The organism is Pseudomonas sp. FW305-96, from assembly GCF_058783825.1.
On sequence record NZ_JBYSYW010000002.1, the window covers coordinates 227,242 to 242,984 of the forward strand.

16 protein-coding genes are annotated in these 15,743 nt (G+C 62.9%); 9 read left to right on the plus strand and 7 right to left on the minus strand.

Annotated elements, in window-relative coordinates:
- Positions 1 to 8 precede the first annotated feature (8 nt).
- Genes AC3WL2_RS02525 through AC3WL2_RS02535 form a run of 3 tightly spaced genes read left to right on the plus strand, consistent with a single transcriptional unit; the run spans position 9 to position 2,418 of the window.
- Positions 9 to 788, plus strand: coding sequence for a 5-oxoprolinase subunit PxpA (locus AC3WL2_RS02525; protein WP_102684382.1), 780 nt, complete (start codon positions 9 to 11; stop codon positions 786 to 788).
- A complete protein-coding gene (gene pxpB / locus AC3WL2_RS02530; RefSeq protein ID WP_102684383.1) occupies positions 785 to 1,474 on the plus strand; it encodes a 5-oxoprolinase subunit PxpB in 690 nt (229 codons plus the stop codon). Before AC3WL2_RS02525 ends, pxpB begins: the two co-directional genes overlap by 4 nt.
- Entirely contained in the window at positions 1,471 to 2,418 is a 948-nt protein-coding gene (locus tag AC3WL2_RS02535; protein WP_102684384.1) for a 5-oxoprolinase subunit C family protein, read from the plus strand. The genes pxpB and AC3WL2_RS02535 overlap by 4 nt, the downstream gene beginning before the upstream one ends.
- On the opposite strand, the gene AC3WL2_RS02540 is transcribed toward AC3WL2_RS02535, so the two are convergent.
- The 4 genes from AC3WL2_RS02540 to AC3WL2_RS02555 all read right to left on the minus strand — a co-directional run bounded on the left by AC3WL2_RS02540 (position 2,415) and on the right by AC3WL2_RS02555 (position 6,618).
- Positions 2,415 to 3,209 carry an RHS repeat-associated core domain-containing protein gene (locus tag AC3WL2_RS02540; protein ID WP_256582495.1) on the minus strand — a complete coding sequence of 265 codons (795 nt, stop codon included), beginning with the start codon at positions 3,207 to 3,209 and terminating at the stop codon, positions 2,415 to 2,417. The genes AC3WL2_RS02535 and AC3WL2_RS02540 overlap by 4 nt on opposite strands.
- A gap of 106 nt (positions 3,210 to 3,315) precedes the next feature.
- Entirely contained in the window at positions 3,316 to 4,494 is a 1,179-nt protein-coding gene (locus tag AC3WL2_RS02545; RefSeq protein ID WP_102684385.1) for a vWA domain-containing protein, read from the minus strand.
- Positions 4,495 to 4,507: 13 nt separating this feature from the next.
- Entirely contained in the window at positions 4,508 to 5,353 is an 846-nt protein-coding gene (locus AC3WL2_RS02550) for an AAA family ATPase (RefSeq protein WP_102684386.1), read from the minus strand.
- A 191-nt stretch (positions 5,354 to 5,544) separates the two neighbouring features.
- Positions 5,545 to 6,618, minus strand: a complete 1,074-nt coding sequence (locus AC3WL2_RS02555) for an AsmA family protein (protein WP_102684387.1) — start codon at positions 6,616 to 6,618, stop codon at positions 5,545 to 5,547.
- A 134-nt stretch (positions 6,619 to 6,752) separates the two neighbouring features.
- Between AC3WL2_RS02555 and cysK the strand changes: the two genes are divergently transcribed.
- The 3 genes from cysK to AC3WL2_RS02570 all read left to right on the plus strand — a co-directional run bounded on the left by cysK (position 6,753) and on the right by AC3WL2_RS02570 (position 10,073).
- Positions 6,753 to 7,727 (plus strand): cysteine synthase A, encoded by a 975-nt coding sequence (cysK, locus tag AC3WL2_RS02560; protein WP_102684388.1) that lies wholly within the window; start codon positions 6,753 to 6,755, stop codon positions 7,725 to 7,727.
- Positions 7,728 to 7,883: 156 nt separating this feature from the next.
- A complete protein-coding gene (locus tag AC3WL2_RS02565; protein ID WP_046856670.1) occupies positions 7,884 to 8,819 on the plus strand; it encodes an aspartyl/asparaginyl beta-hydroxylase domain-containing protein in 936 nt (311 codons plus the stop codon).
- A 372-nt stretch (positions 8,820 to 9,191) separates the two neighbouring features.
- Positions 9,192 to 10,073 carry a DMT family transporter gene (locus AC3WL2_RS02570; RefSeq protein WP_102684389.1) on the plus strand — a complete coding sequence of 294 codons (882 nt, stop codon included), beginning with the start codon at positions 9,192 to 9,194 and terminating at the stop codon, positions 10,071 to 10,073.
- A gap of 40 nt (positions 10,074 to 10,113) precedes the next feature.
- Here AC3WL2_RS02570 and AC3WL2_RS02575 read toward each other — a convergent pair whose 3' ends face one another.
- The gene (locus AC3WL2_RS02575) at positions 10,114 to 10,989 is read right to left on the minus strand and encodes a DMT family transporter (RefSeq protein ID WP_102684390.1); all 876 of its coding nucleotides are present in this window, start codon (positions 10,987 to 10,989) and stop codon (positions 10,114 to 10,116) included.
- A 178-nt stretch (positions 10,990 to 11,167) separates the two neighbouring features.
- On the opposite strand from AC3WL2_RS02575, the gene aceK reads away from it, so the two are divergent.
- A complete protein-coding gene (gene aceK / locus AC3WL2_RS02580) occupies positions 11,168 to 12,883 on the plus strand; it encodes a bifunctional isocitrate dehydrogenase kinase/phosphatase (RefSeq protein WP_102684391.1) in 1,716 nt (571 codons plus the stop codon).
- Positions 12,884 to 13,036: 153 nt separating this feature from the next.
- Here aceK and AC3WL2_RS02585 read toward each other — a convergent pair whose 3' ends face one another.
- Positions 13,037 to 13,897, minus strand: coding sequence for a DUF6279 family lipoprotein (locus AC3WL2_RS02585; RefSeq protein ID WP_102684392.1), 861 nt, complete (start codon positions 13,895 to 13,897; stop codon positions 13,037 to 13,039).
- A gap of 129 nt (positions 13,898 to 14,026) precedes the next feature.
- Between AC3WL2_RS02585 and AC3WL2_RS02590 the strand changes: the two genes are divergently transcribed.
- Positions 14,027 to 14,863, plus strand: coding sequence for a CvfB family protein (locus AC3WL2_RS02590; protein ID WP_102684393.1), 837 nt, complete (start codon positions 14,027 to 14,029; stop codon positions 14,861 to 14,863).
- Here AC3WL2_RS02590 and AC3WL2_RS02595 read toward each other — a convergent pair whose 3' ends face one another.
- The gene (locus AC3WL2_RS02595) at positions 14,864 to 15,244 is read right to left on the minus strand and encodes a hypothetical protein (protein ID WP_102684394.1); all 381 of its coding nucleotides are present in this window, start codon (positions 15,242 to 15,244) and stop codon (positions 14,864 to 14,866) included. It lies immediately after the preceding gene.
- Positions 15,245 to 15,474: 230 nt separating this feature from the next.
- On the opposite strand from AC3WL2_RS02595, the gene AC3WL2_RS02600 reads away from it, so the two are divergent.
- Positions 15,475 to 15,654, plus strand: coding sequence for a CsbD family protein (locus AC3WL2_RS02600; protein ID WP_023629533.1), 180 nt, complete (start codon positions 15,475 to 15,477; stop codon positions 15,652 to 15,654).
- Positions 15,655 to 15,743: the final 89 nt, after the last annotated feature.

The window sequence follows — 15,743 nt, forward strand, 5'->3', positions numbered from 1 at the left end:
TAGGCATCATGAACATTGATACGGAGGTCCGCCAGGTGAAACGCCTGCTACTCAATTGCGACATGGGCGAGAGCTTCGGCAACTGGCGCATGGGCCAGGATGCCAAGGTCATGCCGTTCATCGACTGCGCCAATATCGCCTGCGGCTATCACGCCGGCGACCCCGGCACCATGCGCCGCACCGTGGCCCTGGCCCTGGAGCACCGGGTGGCCATCGGCGCGCACCCGGCCTACCCGGACCTGGCAGGCTTCGGCCGCCGCTCCATGGCCTGCAGCAGCGATGAGATCCGCGACCTGCTGCACTACCAGATCGGTGCCCTGGACGGCATCTGCAAGGTGCTCGGCGCGCGGGTGGCCTACGTCAAGCCCCATGGCGCGCTGTACAACGACATGATGGCCAACCCGGCCATCCTGCGTACGGTGCTCGAGGCCGTGGCGGCGTTCGACAGCGGCCTGCCGCTGATGCTCATGGCCACCGCCGACGACAGTGCCGCCCAGGCCCTGGGCGACGAGATCGGCGTGCCATTGTGTTTCGAAGCCTTTGCCGACCGTGGCTACACCGCCAGCGGGCACCTGATGTCGCGGCGCCTGCCGGACGCGGTGCACCATGACCCGGCGCTGGTGGTCGAGCAGGCGCTGCGCCTCGCCAAAGGCGAGGCCCTGGTGGCCGACGACGGCAGCGAAGTGCGGTTGAACGCCAGCACCCTTTGCGTGCATGGCGACAACGATGGCTCCGTGGCCGCGGTACGCCAGATCCGCCAGGCTCTCGACGCGCTGGAGCAGGCATGACCCCACGTATCGAAGTGGTGGCCGTCGACAGCCTGATGGTGCGGCTGTTCGATGCCATTGATGAAGGCAACATGCCGTGGATACTCGCCGCCAGCCAGCGCTTGCGGGACGTCTTTGGCCAACAGTTGATCGACCTGGTGCCGTCCTACACCACGCTGATGGTGCAGTTCGACCTGGCGCCGGGCGAAGCACGCCGGCGCATCCTGCACGCACTGGAGGGCCTGCGGCCGGATGACGGAAAGGCCGGGCGCAGGCACGAGATCCCGGTTTGGTACCACGCCAGCGTCGGCCCCGAGTTGCCGGTGCTGGCTGCGCGAAGCGGGCTGAGCGAAGCGGAAGTGATCGACGTGCACTGTGGCCGTGATTACCCGGTGTTCGCGCTGGGGTTCGCCCCTGGTTTCGGCTTTATGGGGCTGGTCGACGAGCGCCTGACCACCCCGCGCCTGAGCACCCCGCGCAAGCGTGTGGCAGCGGGCAGTGTCGGCATTGCCGAACGCCAGACCGCCGCGTATCCGGCGGTGTCGCCGGGCGGCTGGAACCTGATCGGCCGGACGCCGGTGCGCCTGTTCGACCGCGAGCGCTACAGCCTGCTGCAACCAGGCGACCGGGTACGTTTCGTGGCCGTCGGGCACGCCGACTTCATCAACCTGGGCGGTGATGACAGCCCGCTGGAGGCCCAGGCATGAGCCAGTTGAGGATCGAGGCCAGCACCGCGCTGTGCCAATTGCAGGATGGTGGGCGCTTCGGCGTGCGGCATCTGGGGGTGACCCAGGGCGGCGCGCTGGATTGGGTGGCGATGCGCTGGGCCAACTGGTTGCTGGGCAATGCCTTGGACAGCGCCGTGGTGGAAATCGCCCTCGGCGGGTTCAGTGTGGTTGCCGAGGAAGATTGCATGCTGGCGTTGGCCGGGGCCGACCTGGATGCGCAGGTCGACGGGCAGGCCGTGGCGCCCTGGACCAGCTTCAACCTCGGCAAGGGCCAGCAGCTGACGCTGTGTCAGCCTCGCCAAGGGGTACGTGCTTATCTGGCGGTGCCTGGCGGGTTCGTGGGCGAGTCGGTGCTGGGGAGTTGTGCCACGGTGGTTCGGGAAGCGCTGGGCGGGGTTGACGGCCAGGGCCGGGCGTTGGTGAAAGGGGAGGTACTGCATGCTGCCGGAGCCATCGCGGGGCAAGTCGGGGCGCCGAACCGCCGCTCCCACGTTCCCGAAACGTTGCGGCCGGTATATGCGGACAAGCCTGTGCTGGACCTGGTGATGGGGGCGCAGATAGGCGATTTCAGCGGCACCAGCCTGTTCGAGGCGTTCAACCGTGACTGGACGCTGGACAGCCGTGCCGACCGCATGGGCATTCGCCTGCTCGGGCCGCAACTGGTCTACCAGGGCGCGCCGATGATCTCCGAGGGAATTCCGCTCGGTGCCGTGCAGGTGCCGCCGGACGGGCAGCCGATCGTGTTGCTCAATGATCGGCAGACGATCGGTGGATATCCGCGGCTGGGGGCATTGACGCCGCTGGCGCTGGCGCAATTGGCGCAGTGCATGCCGGGGACTGCGGTACGGTTTCGGGCGGTGGTGCAAGAGACGGCTTGGCAGAGTTTCAAGCACTTTTCGAACCAGTGGCAATGTCAGAGTTAATCCAGCGCACCTTGTTTATTTCGCCGAGCTCGGATGTCTGTTAGGCGATTGTTTATGTCGTCTTCGTAGTGTTGGCGCTTTTTTTGGTGTGACTTGAAAATGTTTTTCCAGTTGGTATTGTCTTTGTGTATGTATTTATTGGTGAAGTAAATTTGATTTAGTTTTGACAGGTATTTGTATTCTTTTTTGAGTAGGCCGGTGCTGTCTAGTGTTTTTTTATTTCCTAGATCATTGTTTTTCAAAATATTGGCCGCTTTTTGTAGTGAGTGCTCCGTGATCATCGTCCGGTACTCAGGGTGCGCTTTTTTGAAATTCTCAAGGTCCTTGCTTGGCAGATTACTGAAGATTTGTTCAACCACGTCTGGGTACGGGGTAAGCGCAGAAATTCTATTGGGCTCTTTGGAGGCTAGACCCACACACTCAAAAAGGGGGCGAATCCAATTGGGTGCACGAATATAGCCTGAGGGGTCTTGATAATTAACCGGATCCCCATTGCAGTAAACGTAGGCGTTTGTTGCTTCCTCCGCGAAGGGGCTGATGGGGTCAGCGCTATAGAAACGGTAGAGGGAGGGGCTGTACAGTCTACGACCGTGCCCTAAATGATAACAATTGCATGCAGTATCGAACCAAGAGCCATTGAAGCTAAGGGTAGGTATGTTCTGCAGGTAGGTAACGTTCCCGTAGGGGGTATAGGTTATAGAGTGAGGCTGGAGGTTGAATAAAGTAATAACTGATTTAGAAATATCCGTAGCCAGTAGAGTGGCTTTTTGGGGGCGCGGGAGCCGTTTCACGTGACCTCCAATGTTTTGGGATTGCCCTAGAGGACACTGGAAGAGAGGAAAAAACAACTGGCATTTCTGACAGTTGTTTTTCAAGAATTTTAATGGTCTGCCTGCTTTACTTTGAAAGGTACCTCATCCCATCCTCCAACCCCTGCAACGTCAGCGGGTACATCCTGTCCTCGATCAGGTCCCGCACCAGGTGGGTCGAGGCGGTGTAGTCCCAGGCCTGCTTCGGATACGGGTTGATCCAGATGATCTTCCTGAACTTCTCCATGAAGCGCTGCATCCACACGTACCCGGCTTCTTCGTTCCAGTGCTCGACGCTGCCGCCGGGCTGGGTGATCTCATAGGGTGCCATGGCCGCGTCGCCGACGAAGATCACTTTGTAGTCGTCGCCGTACTTGTGCAGCAGGTCGAAGGTGGAGAAGCGCTCCGAGGTGCGGCGCAGGTTGTTCTTCCACACCGACTCGTAGACGAAGTTGTGGAAGTAGTAGTACTCCAGGTGCTTGAACTCGGTCTTGCAGGCCGAGAACAGCTCCTCGCAGACCTTGACGTGAGCATCCATCGAGCCGCCGATGTCGAACAGCAACAGCAGCTTCACCGTGTTGCGCCGTTCGGGACGCATCTGGATGTTCAGCAGGCCGGCGTCACGGGCGGTGTGATCGATGGTACCGTCGATGTCCAGCTCCTCGGCGGCGCCTTCGCGGGCGAACTTGCGCAGCCGGCGCAGGGCCAGCTTGATGTTGCGAGTGCCCAGCTCGACCTGGTCGTCAAGGTTCTTGTACTCGCGCTGGTCCCAGACCTTCACCGCCTTGCCCTGGCGCTTGCCGGCCTCGCCGACGCGGATGCCCTCGGGGTTGAAACCGCCGGAACCGAACGGGCTGGTACCGCCCGTGCCGATCCACTTGTTGCCGCCGGCGTGGCGTTCCTTTTGCTCCTCGAGGCGCTTCTTGAATTCCTCGATCAGCTTGTCCAGCCCGCCCAGGGACTGGATCTGCGCGCGCTCTTCGTCGGTGAGCGAGCGTTCGAACTCCTTGCGCAGCCACTCGTCGGGGATCAAGGCCTCGATATGCCGGTCGAGGTTTTCCAGGCCCTTGAAGTAGGCGGCAAAGGCGCGGTCGAACTTGTCGAAGTGCCGCTCGTCCTTCACCAGGATGGCGCGGGCCAGGTAGTAGAAGGCGTCCATGTCGGCGAACACCACGCCCTTCTGCAGGGCATGGTGCAGGTCGAGCAGTTCGCGTACCGATACGGGTACCTTGGCCGCGCGCATTTCATTGAACAGGTTGAGCAACATGGCCCGGCTCCCGTCAGCGGTTGCCGCGCCGGCTCATGAAGGCCAGGCGCTCGAGCAGCGTCACGTCCTGTTCGTTCTTCACCAGGGCCCCGGCCAGCGGCGGGATGGCCTTGGTCGGGTCGCGCTCGCGCAGTACCGCCTCGCCGATGTTGTCGGCCATCAGCAGCTTGAGCCAGTCGACCAGCTCGGAGGTGGAGGGCTTTTTCTTCAGGCCCGGCACCTTGCGCACGTCGAAGAACACGTCCAGCGCCTCGCTGACCAGCGACTGGCTGATGTTGGGGTAGTGCACATCGACGATCTTTTGCAGGGTGGCGCGGTCGGGGAAGGCGATGTAATGGAAGAAGCAGCGGCGCAGGAAGGCGTCAGGCAGCTCCTTTTCGTTGTTGGAGGTGATGATGATGATCGGGCGCTGCTTGGCCTTGATGGTCTCGTCGATTTCGTAGACGTAGAACTCCATCTTGTCGAGTTCCTGCAACAGGTCGTTGGGGAACTCGATGTCGGCCTTGTCGATTTCGTCGATCAGCAGGATTACCCGCTCGTCGGCCTCGAAGGCCTCCCACAGCTTGCCTTTTTTCAGGTAGTTGCGCACATCGTGGACCTTGTCCACGCCCAGCTGCGAATCGCGCAGGCGGCTGACCGCGTCGTATTCATACAGGCCCTGGTGGGCCTTGGTGGTCGACTTGATGTGCCAGGTGATCAGGCGTGCGCCGAAGGAGGCGGCCAGCTGTTCGGCAAGCATGGTCTTGCCGGTGCCCGGCTCGCCCTTGACCAGCAACGGGCGCTCCAGGGTGATGGCCGCGTTGACCGCCAGCTTGAGGTCATCTGTGGCGACGTAGTCGCGGGTGCCTTCGAACTTCATTAACCGATCCTCTGGGGTGGCTGGCTGGCGTCATTGCGGGCAGACCCGCTCCCTGTGGGAGCCGGCTTGCCGGCGATAGGGCCGGCCCAGGCAATACATGTTTATTGATGTGTCAGCGACTATAACGCCACGCCCGACGCGTGAAAACGCAGACCGGGTATTCAGTCCCTGAATGGTCCGTCACCCAGGGATCAGTCGGATTTGGGCGCGGGCTGCTCGTAGCGTGCGTTGAACGCCTGGATGAAGCCGTTGCGCAGGATCTGCAGAAATGCCTCGAAGGCGCTGATGTCCTGCTGGTGCACGCTGCCGCTGAGTTCCACGCGAGTGGCGAACTGGTTCTTCGGCTGGTTCTTGAGCACGGTCTCGGTAGCCCCCACCAGTGCCTCCCACACCGAGCGCAGGAAGCCCTTGTCCTTGTCTTCCACGTCCTGCTGCCAATTGAACACATCGACATCGCGCAACAGCGGCTTGATGTAGCCCTTGAGCCGGCCGTTCTCGGCCTCGGCCTCGATCACCACATCGCCATGCCCGGCATTGAAGTCGAACTTGCCGTAGGCACTGGCGAAGTCGTTCAGCCGGCGCAGCTCGATACCGGTGGCACGCAGGCGGAACTGGAAGTCGTCGAAGTCGCTGAAGGGGTCGAAGGTAGCGCGGCTTTCCACCTTGGCATCGCCCAGCAGCAGCGCCGTCCCGTCGAAGCGGGCATCGCGCCGGCCCTTTTCGTCGCGCACGTTGGTCAGGTTGCGGATGCTTGCATCCAGCCGGGTGGCCTTGAGGTCCACCGGCGGTCTGGAATTGAAGTTGCGGAAGGTGAGGGTGCCTTGTTCGATGCGCACGTCGTTCAGGGTGATCGGCAGCAGCTTTTCCAGTTGCTGGCGCCAGTCGGTGCCTTGGCCGGTCTGAGAGTTCTGTTTGTTGCCGCCGTCGACGAAATTGAGTTCGGGGCGTACGAAGGCCACTTCGGCGACCACGGCGCGGTCGTACCAAAGCGAGTGCCAGCTCACCGACAGGTCGATCAGCGGCGCTTCGAGCAGCGGCACCGGCACCTTGCCGCTGACCTTGACGATCTTCAGGCCGTTGATCTGGTAGGCGCCACGCCACCACGCCAGGTCGACGTCGCGGACCTGGCCGCGGTAGTCGCCCATGTCTGCCAGTTTGTCGTTGAGGTAGTCACGCACCAGGTAAGGCAAGGCCAGGTGCAGGGCCACCAGCAGTGCGACCAGGCTGGCGAAGCCGAGCAGTGGCCAGCGGTAGCGCGCTTTCATCGGGTTTCTCCACGGGAGCATGTGCGGTTGACCGCAGGCCGTTTCGTCGAGTTCGAACGGGCTTTACGCTCACCGATTGCAGGCTTACCCTCAGGGTTTTCCCTGCACTTTTTTCCTGTTAAAGGACCGCCGCCATGAGCCGTATCTACGCCGACAACGCCCATTCCATCGGCAACACGCCGCTGGTGCAGATCAACCGCATCGCCCCGCGCGGGGTGACCATCCTGGCCAAGATCGAAGGACGCAACCCGGGCTACTCGGTGAAGTGCCGGATCGGCGCGAGCATGATCTGGGACGCCGAGGACAGCGGCAAGCTCAAGCCAGGCATGACCATCGTCGAACCCACCTCGGGTAACACCGGCATCGGCCTGGCCTTCGTCGCCGCCGCCCGTGGCTACCGCCTGGTGCTGACCATGCCCGACTCGATGAGCCTGGAGCGGCGCAAGGTGTTGAAGGCGCTGGGCGCCGAGCTGGTGCTGACGGACAAGGCCAAGGGCATGAAGGGCGCCATCGAGAAGGCCAACGAAATCGTCGCTTCCGACCCGGCGCAGCACTTCCTGCCGGGCCAGTTCGACAACCCGGCCAACCCGGCCATTCACGAGAAGACCACCGGCCCGGAAATCTGGAACGACACCGATGGCGCGGTCGACGTGCTGGTGGCCGGGGTCGGCACTGGTGGCACCATCACCGGGGTGTCGCGCTACATCAAGCACACCCAGGGCAAGCCGATCCTGTCGGTGGCGGTGGAGCCGGTGAACTCGCCGCTGATCAGCCAGACCCTGGCCGGCGAGGAGCTCAAGCCCACCCCGCACAAGATCCAGGGCATCGGTGCCGGCTTCGTGCCGAAGAACCTTGACCTGTCGATCGTCGACCAGGTCGAGACGGTGACCGAGGACGAGTCCAAGGCCATGGCCATCCGCCTGATGCAGGAGGAGGGCATCCTCTGCGGCATCTCTTGCGGCGCGGCCATGGCGGCGGCGGTGCGCCTGGCCGAGAAGCCGGAGATGCAGGGCAAGACCATCGTGGTGATCTTGCCGGATTCGGGCGAGCGTTACCTGTCGAGCATGCTGTTCAGCGATCTGTTCACCGAGCAGGAAAACCAGCAGTAAGCGACACGCTGCACGCCGCAAGTCGAGGGCATGTCCGTATTGACGCGGATCAGCTTGAGCTTGCCGCGTGCAGCTTCTGGCTTGCAGCTGCTCCTGATGGGTTTATGATGTCCGGCTATCTGGGGATGGCCTGATTTCCCCTCCAAGGAGTGTTGCATGACCTTTTCCTTCGTCGCCAAGGCCGGTGTCCTGCTGGTGTTCTTCGGCAGTGTGCTGTTCGTGCACCTGCGCGGCAAGGCACGCCTGCCGGTGCTGCGCCAGTTTGTCAACCATTCGGCGCTGTTCGCCCCTTACAACAGCCTGATGTACCTGTTTTCCGGCGTACCCTCCAAGCCGTACCTGGACCGCCAGCGCTTCCCCGAGCTGGATGTGCTCAAGGACAACTGGGAGGTGATCCGCGAAGAGGCCATGCGCCTGTTCGACGAGGGTTACATCCGCGCGGCGGAAAAAGACAACGACGCCGGCTTCGGTTCGTTCTTCAAGAAGGGCTGGAAGCGCTTCTACCTGAAGTGGTACGACAAACCGCTGCCTTCGGCCGAAGCACTGTGCCCGAAGACCGTAGAGCTGGTCAGCAGCATCCCCAACGTCAAGGGCGCGATGTTCGCCCTGTTGCCCGGCGGCAGCCACCTGAACCCGCACCGCGACCCGTTTGCCGGCTCCCTGCGCTATCACCTCGGGCTGTCCACGCCGAACTCCGACAACTGCCGCATCTACGTTGATGGCCAGCCCTACGCCTGGCGCGACGGCGAGGACGTGATGTTCGACGAGACCTTCGTGCACTGGGTCAAGAACGAGACAGAGGTCACCCGCGTGATCCTGTTCTGCGACGTCGAGCGCCCGCTCAACAGCCCGCTGATGACCCGCATCAACCGCAAGGTCAGTGCCTTCCTCGGCCGCGCCACCGCGCCGCAGAACACCGATGACGAGCGTGTCGGCGGGATCAACCAGGCCTATGCCTGGAGCAAGCGCTTCAGTAATGTCATCAGCACCCGGGTCAAGCAGTTCAAGCGTGCCAACCCCAAGGCCTACCGCGTGCTGCGTCCGGTACTGGCGGTTGTCGTCGCCTACGCCCTGTACCACTGGTTGTTCTGATCCGGTTGAGCAGGCCTGCTTTCGCACCTTGTGCAAGCAGGCTTGCCCCGCTATATTCCGAAACACTCTCTTCCCCGAAGACCTGTTCATGCCAGCCATCCCTTCCACCACCGCTTACGTTCTCGCGCCTGTCGCGGGCGTGGTCGTGCGTGGCAGCCAGCAGCCGGCCATGATCAGTCACTATCCACCACCTGTCAGTGGCGTGGTAGGCGGCGTAGCTCCGCCTCCTTGCGCAGTCGTGGTGCTGGGCTGACCTACCGGCCGCTGGCCGCTCCCCACCGCACTCGCAACCTACTGAACACGGTCGGCTATCCCCGCAAGTCGCGATAGGCCCTCCGTACGGCTCATTTGCCCGTATACAGGTGGCAATACATGTCTGTCCTCAACAAAGCATCCGTGGCCTCGGCGGCCACGACCAGCCTGTTCGTCCTGCTGTGGAGCAGCGGGGCGATCGTCTCCAAGCTTGGCCTGGCCCAGGCCAGCCCCTTCGCCTTCCTGCTGCTGCGTTCGGCCCTGGCGCTGTTCGGCCTGCTGTTGATCGGTCCGTTGCTCGGATTACGTTGGCCACGTACCCGGGGCGGCATTGTTCGCGCCCTGGGGACCGGCTGCGTATTGCTCGGTGCCTACCAGATCTTCTACCTGCTGGCGCTGAACACCCACGTTACTCCCGGCATCATGGCCACGGTCATGGGCGTGCAACCGATCCTGACCGTGGTGCTGATGGAGCGTCAGCGGTCCTGGAGCCGATTGTTCGGCCTGGGGCTTGGCCTGGGCGGCCTGGTGATGGTGGTCTACCAGGGTATCAACCTGGGTGGGGTATCTCTCGCCGGGATGCTGTTCGCCCTGCTGGCGCTGGCCAGCATGACCTTGGGCTCGATCCTGCAGAAACGCATTACCGACAACCCCATGGGCACCTTGCCCTTGCAATACATGGCGGGCTTTGCAATGTGCGCGGTGTTCGCGCCGTTGCAGCCGCTGCACGTCCAGTGGAACGCCAGTTTCCTCGCGGCGCTGCTGTGGATGGGGCTGGTGGTTTCGCTGCTGGCCACGCTGCTGCTGTACCGGCTGATCGCAAGGGGCAACCTGGTCAATGTCACCAGCCTGTTCTACCTGGTGCCGGCGGTCACGGCGGTGATGGATTTCATCATCTTCGGCAACCGCCTGGCGCCCCTCAGTCTGCTGGGGATGGGACTGATCGTGATCGGCTTGCTGTTCGTGTTCCGTAAACCTGCCTTGCGCACGGCCGAGGCCTGAGTCAACTAGCGTTGGGAGCGGGGCAAGCCCGCTCCTTTTTTCAGCGCCGTGCCGGGCGCAGCACCAACCATAGCGCCGCACCAATCAGCAGACCGCCATACAGGTGCGCCATCGACAGCGGCTCATCCAGCAGCCACGCCCCCCACAGCACGCCGAACACCGGGATCAGGAAGGTCACGGTACTGGCCTTGACCGGCCCGATTTCGTTCAGCAGGCGGAAGTACAGGATGTAGGCGAACGCCGTGCACAGCAGCCCCAGGCCCAGGAGCGACAGCCATACCTGCCAGCCGCCCCAGCTGGCCGGCGGCTGGGTCAGCGCGCTCCAGGCGAACAGCGGGCTGAGCAGCAAGGTGGCGCCGAGCATGCTGCCCAGCGCCGACAGACGGCTGTCCAGCGTGCCGACCCAGCGCCTTGCCAGGAAGCCCGCGAAGCCGTAGCAGGTGGTGGCCGCCAGGCAGGCCAGTGCGCCTTGCACCAGGGCCATGTCCAGCGCCACCGGGCCGGCACCGCTGAGGATGCCGACACCGAACAGCCCGAGGAAGATCCCGCAGAGCTTGGGCAGGGTCATGGCTTCGCGGAAGAACAAGGCGCCGATCAGCACGCCCATCAGCGGCGTGGTGGCGTTGAAGATCGCCGAATAGCCGGCCGGCAGCACCTGCGCCGCCACGGAATAGAACGTGGCCGGAATGCCGGAGTTGATCATGCCCAGCACCAGGCAGGCGCCCAGCTTGCCCTCGAAGTCCCAGCGCACGCGGGCGGCGGCGAGGATGGCGATCAGTCCCAGGCAGGCGATCGACACGCGGAAGAAGGCGGTCGGCACGGTACCCAGCTCGGGGGCAATGATGCGCATGAACAGGAAGCTGGCGCCCCAGACAGCGGCAAGGGTCAGCAGGCGGGCGAGGGCGATGGGGCTCACGGTGGTCTCCGGCGGTAGGGCAGGGCGCGAGTGTACGTCAGGGCGAGCGAGGGATTCTTGTGCTTTCTTGCTGTGTGAATCCGCGGCCGCCTCACGGGCTTCATCGCCGGCAAGCCGGCTCCCACAGGGCTCGTATCCGACTAAGCTCTCTCGGTGACCATTGCATAGAGGCACGCGCATGACCCCAGCCTGGCCCGCCGTCGACATCGCCCGGATGATCCTCGATGGCTTCGACGACTACCGCGAGCACTTTCGCCGTATCACCCTCGGCGCCCGCGAGCGCTTCGAACAGGCGCGCTGGCAGGATATCCAGCACGCCGCGGCGGCGCGCATCAATCTGTATGAAGAGAAAGTCGCCGAGGTCAACGGTTGGCTGCGCCAGCGCTTCGACACCGCGGTGCTGCTCGACGTCGAGCAGTGGCCGCTGGTCAAGAACGCCTACATTCGCCTGATCGACCCGCGGCTGGACGACGAGCTGTCCGAGACCTGGTACAACTCGTTGTTCTGCAGCCTGTTCAGCCATGACCTGATCAGCGACGGCTGCATGTTCATCCACACCACCCGGCCGTCGATGCGCGGCCATGAGCGGGCAGCGCAGACGCGCACCTATACGCTGCAGGACGGTCTCAAAGGCTTGTTGCGAGCGATCTTCGCCGACTATGCGTTCGACGTGCCGTATGGCGACCGGGAAGGCGATATCGCGCGCCTGGAGGATCAATTGCGCGAATGCCTGCCCGACTGGGTGTGCAAGGATCCGGCCCTGACCGTGGAACTGTTCACCCCGGTGCTCTACCGCAACAAGGGCGCTTACCTGGTCGGTCGCCTGTACACCCCCGACGAGCAGTGGCCACTGGTGATCCCGCTGCTGCACCGCGAGGGGCATGGCATCGAGGCCGACGCCTTGATTACCGACGAGGCGGAGGTGTCGATCATCTTCTCCTTCACCCGTTCGTACTTCATGGTCGATGTGCCGGTGCCGGCGGAGTTCGTCAACTTTCTCAAGCGCATCCTGCCGGGCAAGCACATCGCCGAGCTGTACACCTCGATCGGGTTCTACAAACATGGCAAGTCGGAGTTCTACCGGGCGCTGATCAACCACCTGGCCAACAGCGACGACCGCTTTGTCATGGCCCCGGGCGTGCGCGGCATGGTCATGAGCGTGTTCACCCTGCCGGGCTTCAACACTGTGTTCAAGATCATCAAGGACCGCTTCTCGCCGTCCAAGACTGTCGACCGGGCCACGGTGATCGAGAAATACCGCCTGGTGAAAAGCGTCGACCGCGTCGGGCGCATGGCCGATACCCAGGAGTTCGCCGACTTTCGCTTTCCCCAGGGCAAGTTCGATCCCGACTGCCTGGCGGAACTGCTAGAGGTGGCCCCCTCCACCGTGGCGCTTGAGGGCGACACAGTGCTGATCCGCCACTGCTGGACCGAACGGCGCATGACCCCGCTCAACCTGTACCTCGAGCAGGCCAGCGAAGCCCAGGTGCTGGAGGCGCTGGAAGACTATGGGCTGGCGATCAAGCAATTGGCGGCGGCGAACATCTTCCCCGGCGACATGCTGCTGAAGAACTTCGGCGTCACCCGTCATGGCCGGGTGGTGTTCTACGACTACGACGAGATCAGCTACCTCACCGAGGTCAACTTCCGTCATATCCCGCCGCCGCGCTATCCGGAGGACGAGATGTCCGGCGAGCCGTGGTACTCGATCGGGCCGCACGACGTGTTCCCCGAAGAGTTTCCGCCATTTCTGTTCGCCGACATCGGCCAGCGCCGCTTGTTCAGCCGCTTGCATGGCGAACTGTACGACGCCGATTACTGGAAAGGCCTGCAGGAGGCGATCCGGGCGGGAAAGGTGATCGATGTGTTCCCTTATCGGCGCAAGGCGCGTTAGGCCTTAGGCTCTGTACGAAAAGCCTTGATACTTGTTCATGCTGCGTTGAAAACAGCCTCGGAATGCTCATGTACTCCAGTACACTGCGCTTCCTCGGCTGTTTTCGCCTTGCCTGACCTGCGTCTCAAGACTTTTCGTACAGAGCCTAGCTTTTCACCCCTTGAGGCACTTGAGCTCGCTGAAGTCCGCGCGCATCTTGCTCAGCCGCTGCTGCAGGAATTGCCGCTGGGCCGGGCTGCTCTGTTTCAGCAGATCCACCAGCAGGCTGCGTGCCTGGCGCTCGGTGTTCTGGAATGCCTGGCGGTACTCCGGTGTCCACAGGCTTTCCTTGCGCTGCAGCAACTGCGCCAACCTGGGCTCGAAGCTTGGGCTGGCGCGCTGGTCCATCGCCAGCACCAGTTGCTGCTGCCAGTGGGCGCGGTTGGCTATCCACTGCCGGTTCTGGTCACCCAGGGCCTGCGACCAGCTCATCACCCGCAGCCGTTGCTCGGCATCGAGCTCGCCCAGCCAGGGCTCGAGGCGCTTGCGCATGCGCGCGGCACGGTTCTCGACCTGCTTGGCCAATGGTGTGTCGACGTACTCCTTCTGGCGTTTGTCGATGTCCTTGCGAAAAGCCTCGCGCATTTCCGCTACCTGGTTGTCATTCATGCCCTTGAGCAGTTCCGCGGCAGAGGGGGTTATCGCTTCGGTGACCCGGCCAATGGCCTGGCGCGCCTCCACCGTGCGTTGGCGCAGGTTTTCATCGGTGACCGCGTCGTTGGCGACCATCAGTTGCACCCGGTCGAGCCAGTCGAGGTAGCCGGGCAGTTGGGTCTTGCAGTGCCAGGCCAGGTGCGTTTTGAGCCGTTTGTCGAGCAACTGCTTCTGCTCGCGGTTCATGTCCAGGTAGTCGCCCAGCGACCACGGCACCAGGCGATCGAGGTTGCGGTAGGCCAGGTCGATGCGGCTGCAGGCCGTCAGTGCCAGGGCGAAGCCGATGAGCATGAGCAGGGCTTTGGGCAGGCGAAGGGGCATGAGCGAATCCTTGCTGGGCTGGCCAGGCGGTAGACGCACGGTGGGCCCGACGGTTCCGGCGAATGTGCGCTCGGGCGGCCGGGCGGGTCAGGTGTTAGAATAGCCGCCTTGTCTTGAGGATCTTCGGAAATGGCTCTGCTTGGGCGTTACAACAGTTTGCAAATCGTGAAACACGTGGAGTTCGGCCTGTACCTGGACGGCGGCGCCGATGGCGAAATCCTCCTGCCGCGGCGCTACTTCCCCAAGGATGCCGAGCTGGAGCTGGACGATTGGCTCAACGTGTTCATCTACCTGGACAGCGAAGACCAGCTGATCGCCACCACCGAAAAGCCGAAAATGCAGGTGGGCGAATTCGCCAGCCTCAAGGTCAAGGACATCAACGGCGCGGGCATCTTCCTTGACTGGGGCCTGTCCAAGGACCTGTTGATGCCCTACTCGGAAGAGTCGCGGCAACTGAAGATCGGCGATTACTGCGTGGTCCATGCCTACCTGGACAAGCGCACCCGGCGTATTACCGCCACCGCCAAGCTGGACCGTTACCTGGACCGCACCCCGGTGGACTACAGCGTCGGCCAGCCGGTCGAACTGCTGGTGGCCGGCGAGACGCCGATGGGCTTCAAGGCGATCATCAACAACCGCCACTGGGGCCTGATCCACAAGAACGAGGTATTCAAGTTCCTGCGTTCGGGGATGCACGAGAAGGGCTTCATCAAGGAAGTACGGGGTGATGGCAAGATCGCCCTGAGCCTGCAGCCGGTGGGCCAGGCCTTGGCCGACAGTCTGCACGAGCAGATCATGCAGCGCCTTGAGGCCAATGGCGGTGTGCTGCCGGTGTGTGACAAGAGCGACCCGGCGGTGATCAGCCAGATGTTCAACGTGAGCAAGGGCAACTTCAAGAAAGCCATCGGCGCGTTGTTCAAGCAGGGCCGCATCGTCATCCATGACGATCGGATCGAGCGGGCCTGATCAGGCCTGCACGAAGGCGCTGAAGTCCAGCTGCTCGCCACCTGGGCGGGTGTCGCGCAGCAGTGAGTCGCGGTCGGCGCTCAGGGCCAGGCTGATGGTCGAACGGCGCTTGCCGGGGTTGCGTACTTCCATCTGTTCCTGATGAGCCTTGAGGAAGTTGGTGGGCACCTTCAGATGCTGCAGCCCGTCGTTCTCGGGGGTGTGCAGCAGCAGGTTGACCCAGTCGGGCTGGCCCTTGCGCAGCAGTGCAACCGGCACTTCGAACCACCACAGGTTGCGCTTGGTGTCGAGAATGGCGAACAGGGTGTTGGCACTGGTGAGTACCGGCTTGGCCAGCGCCTCGTTACGGCGAGCGATGGCGGTGGGTTTGTCGAGTTTCATGCAGGTTCCTGCGGGTTGACGCGAGTAAGGCCTGCCATTGTGGGGTGGGGCTTATCGCGGGGCAAGCCCGCTTCCCCGAAATCACCGAACCTGAACCGTGCAAGCGTATCGAGCCGAGCCAATTGCCGTTTGGCTGACAGGGTGCAAATGAATTGAAACTCTGGCCAATGGCCTTGGGTCGATCAGATGTCGACACGATTTCCCGTGTCTTTCCCCCGAGGAGACATCCCATGAGTGGCACCAAGGACAAAGCGAAGGGCCTGGCCAACGAGGCCGTGGGCAATATCAAGCAGGGCGTCGGCAAGGTAACCGACAATGACAAGCTGCGCGCCGAGGGCAAGGCCCAGGAACTGAAAGGCGAGGCGCAACAGGCCGTGGGCAAGGTCAAGGATGCCGTGAAGAAACCTTGATCGCCGCAGCCTGGCCGCGGGGCATGCCCGCTTCCGCAAGATGGGGGCGGGCTTGCCCCGCGCTTGCTTTGGACTGTGCGCAAGGTACA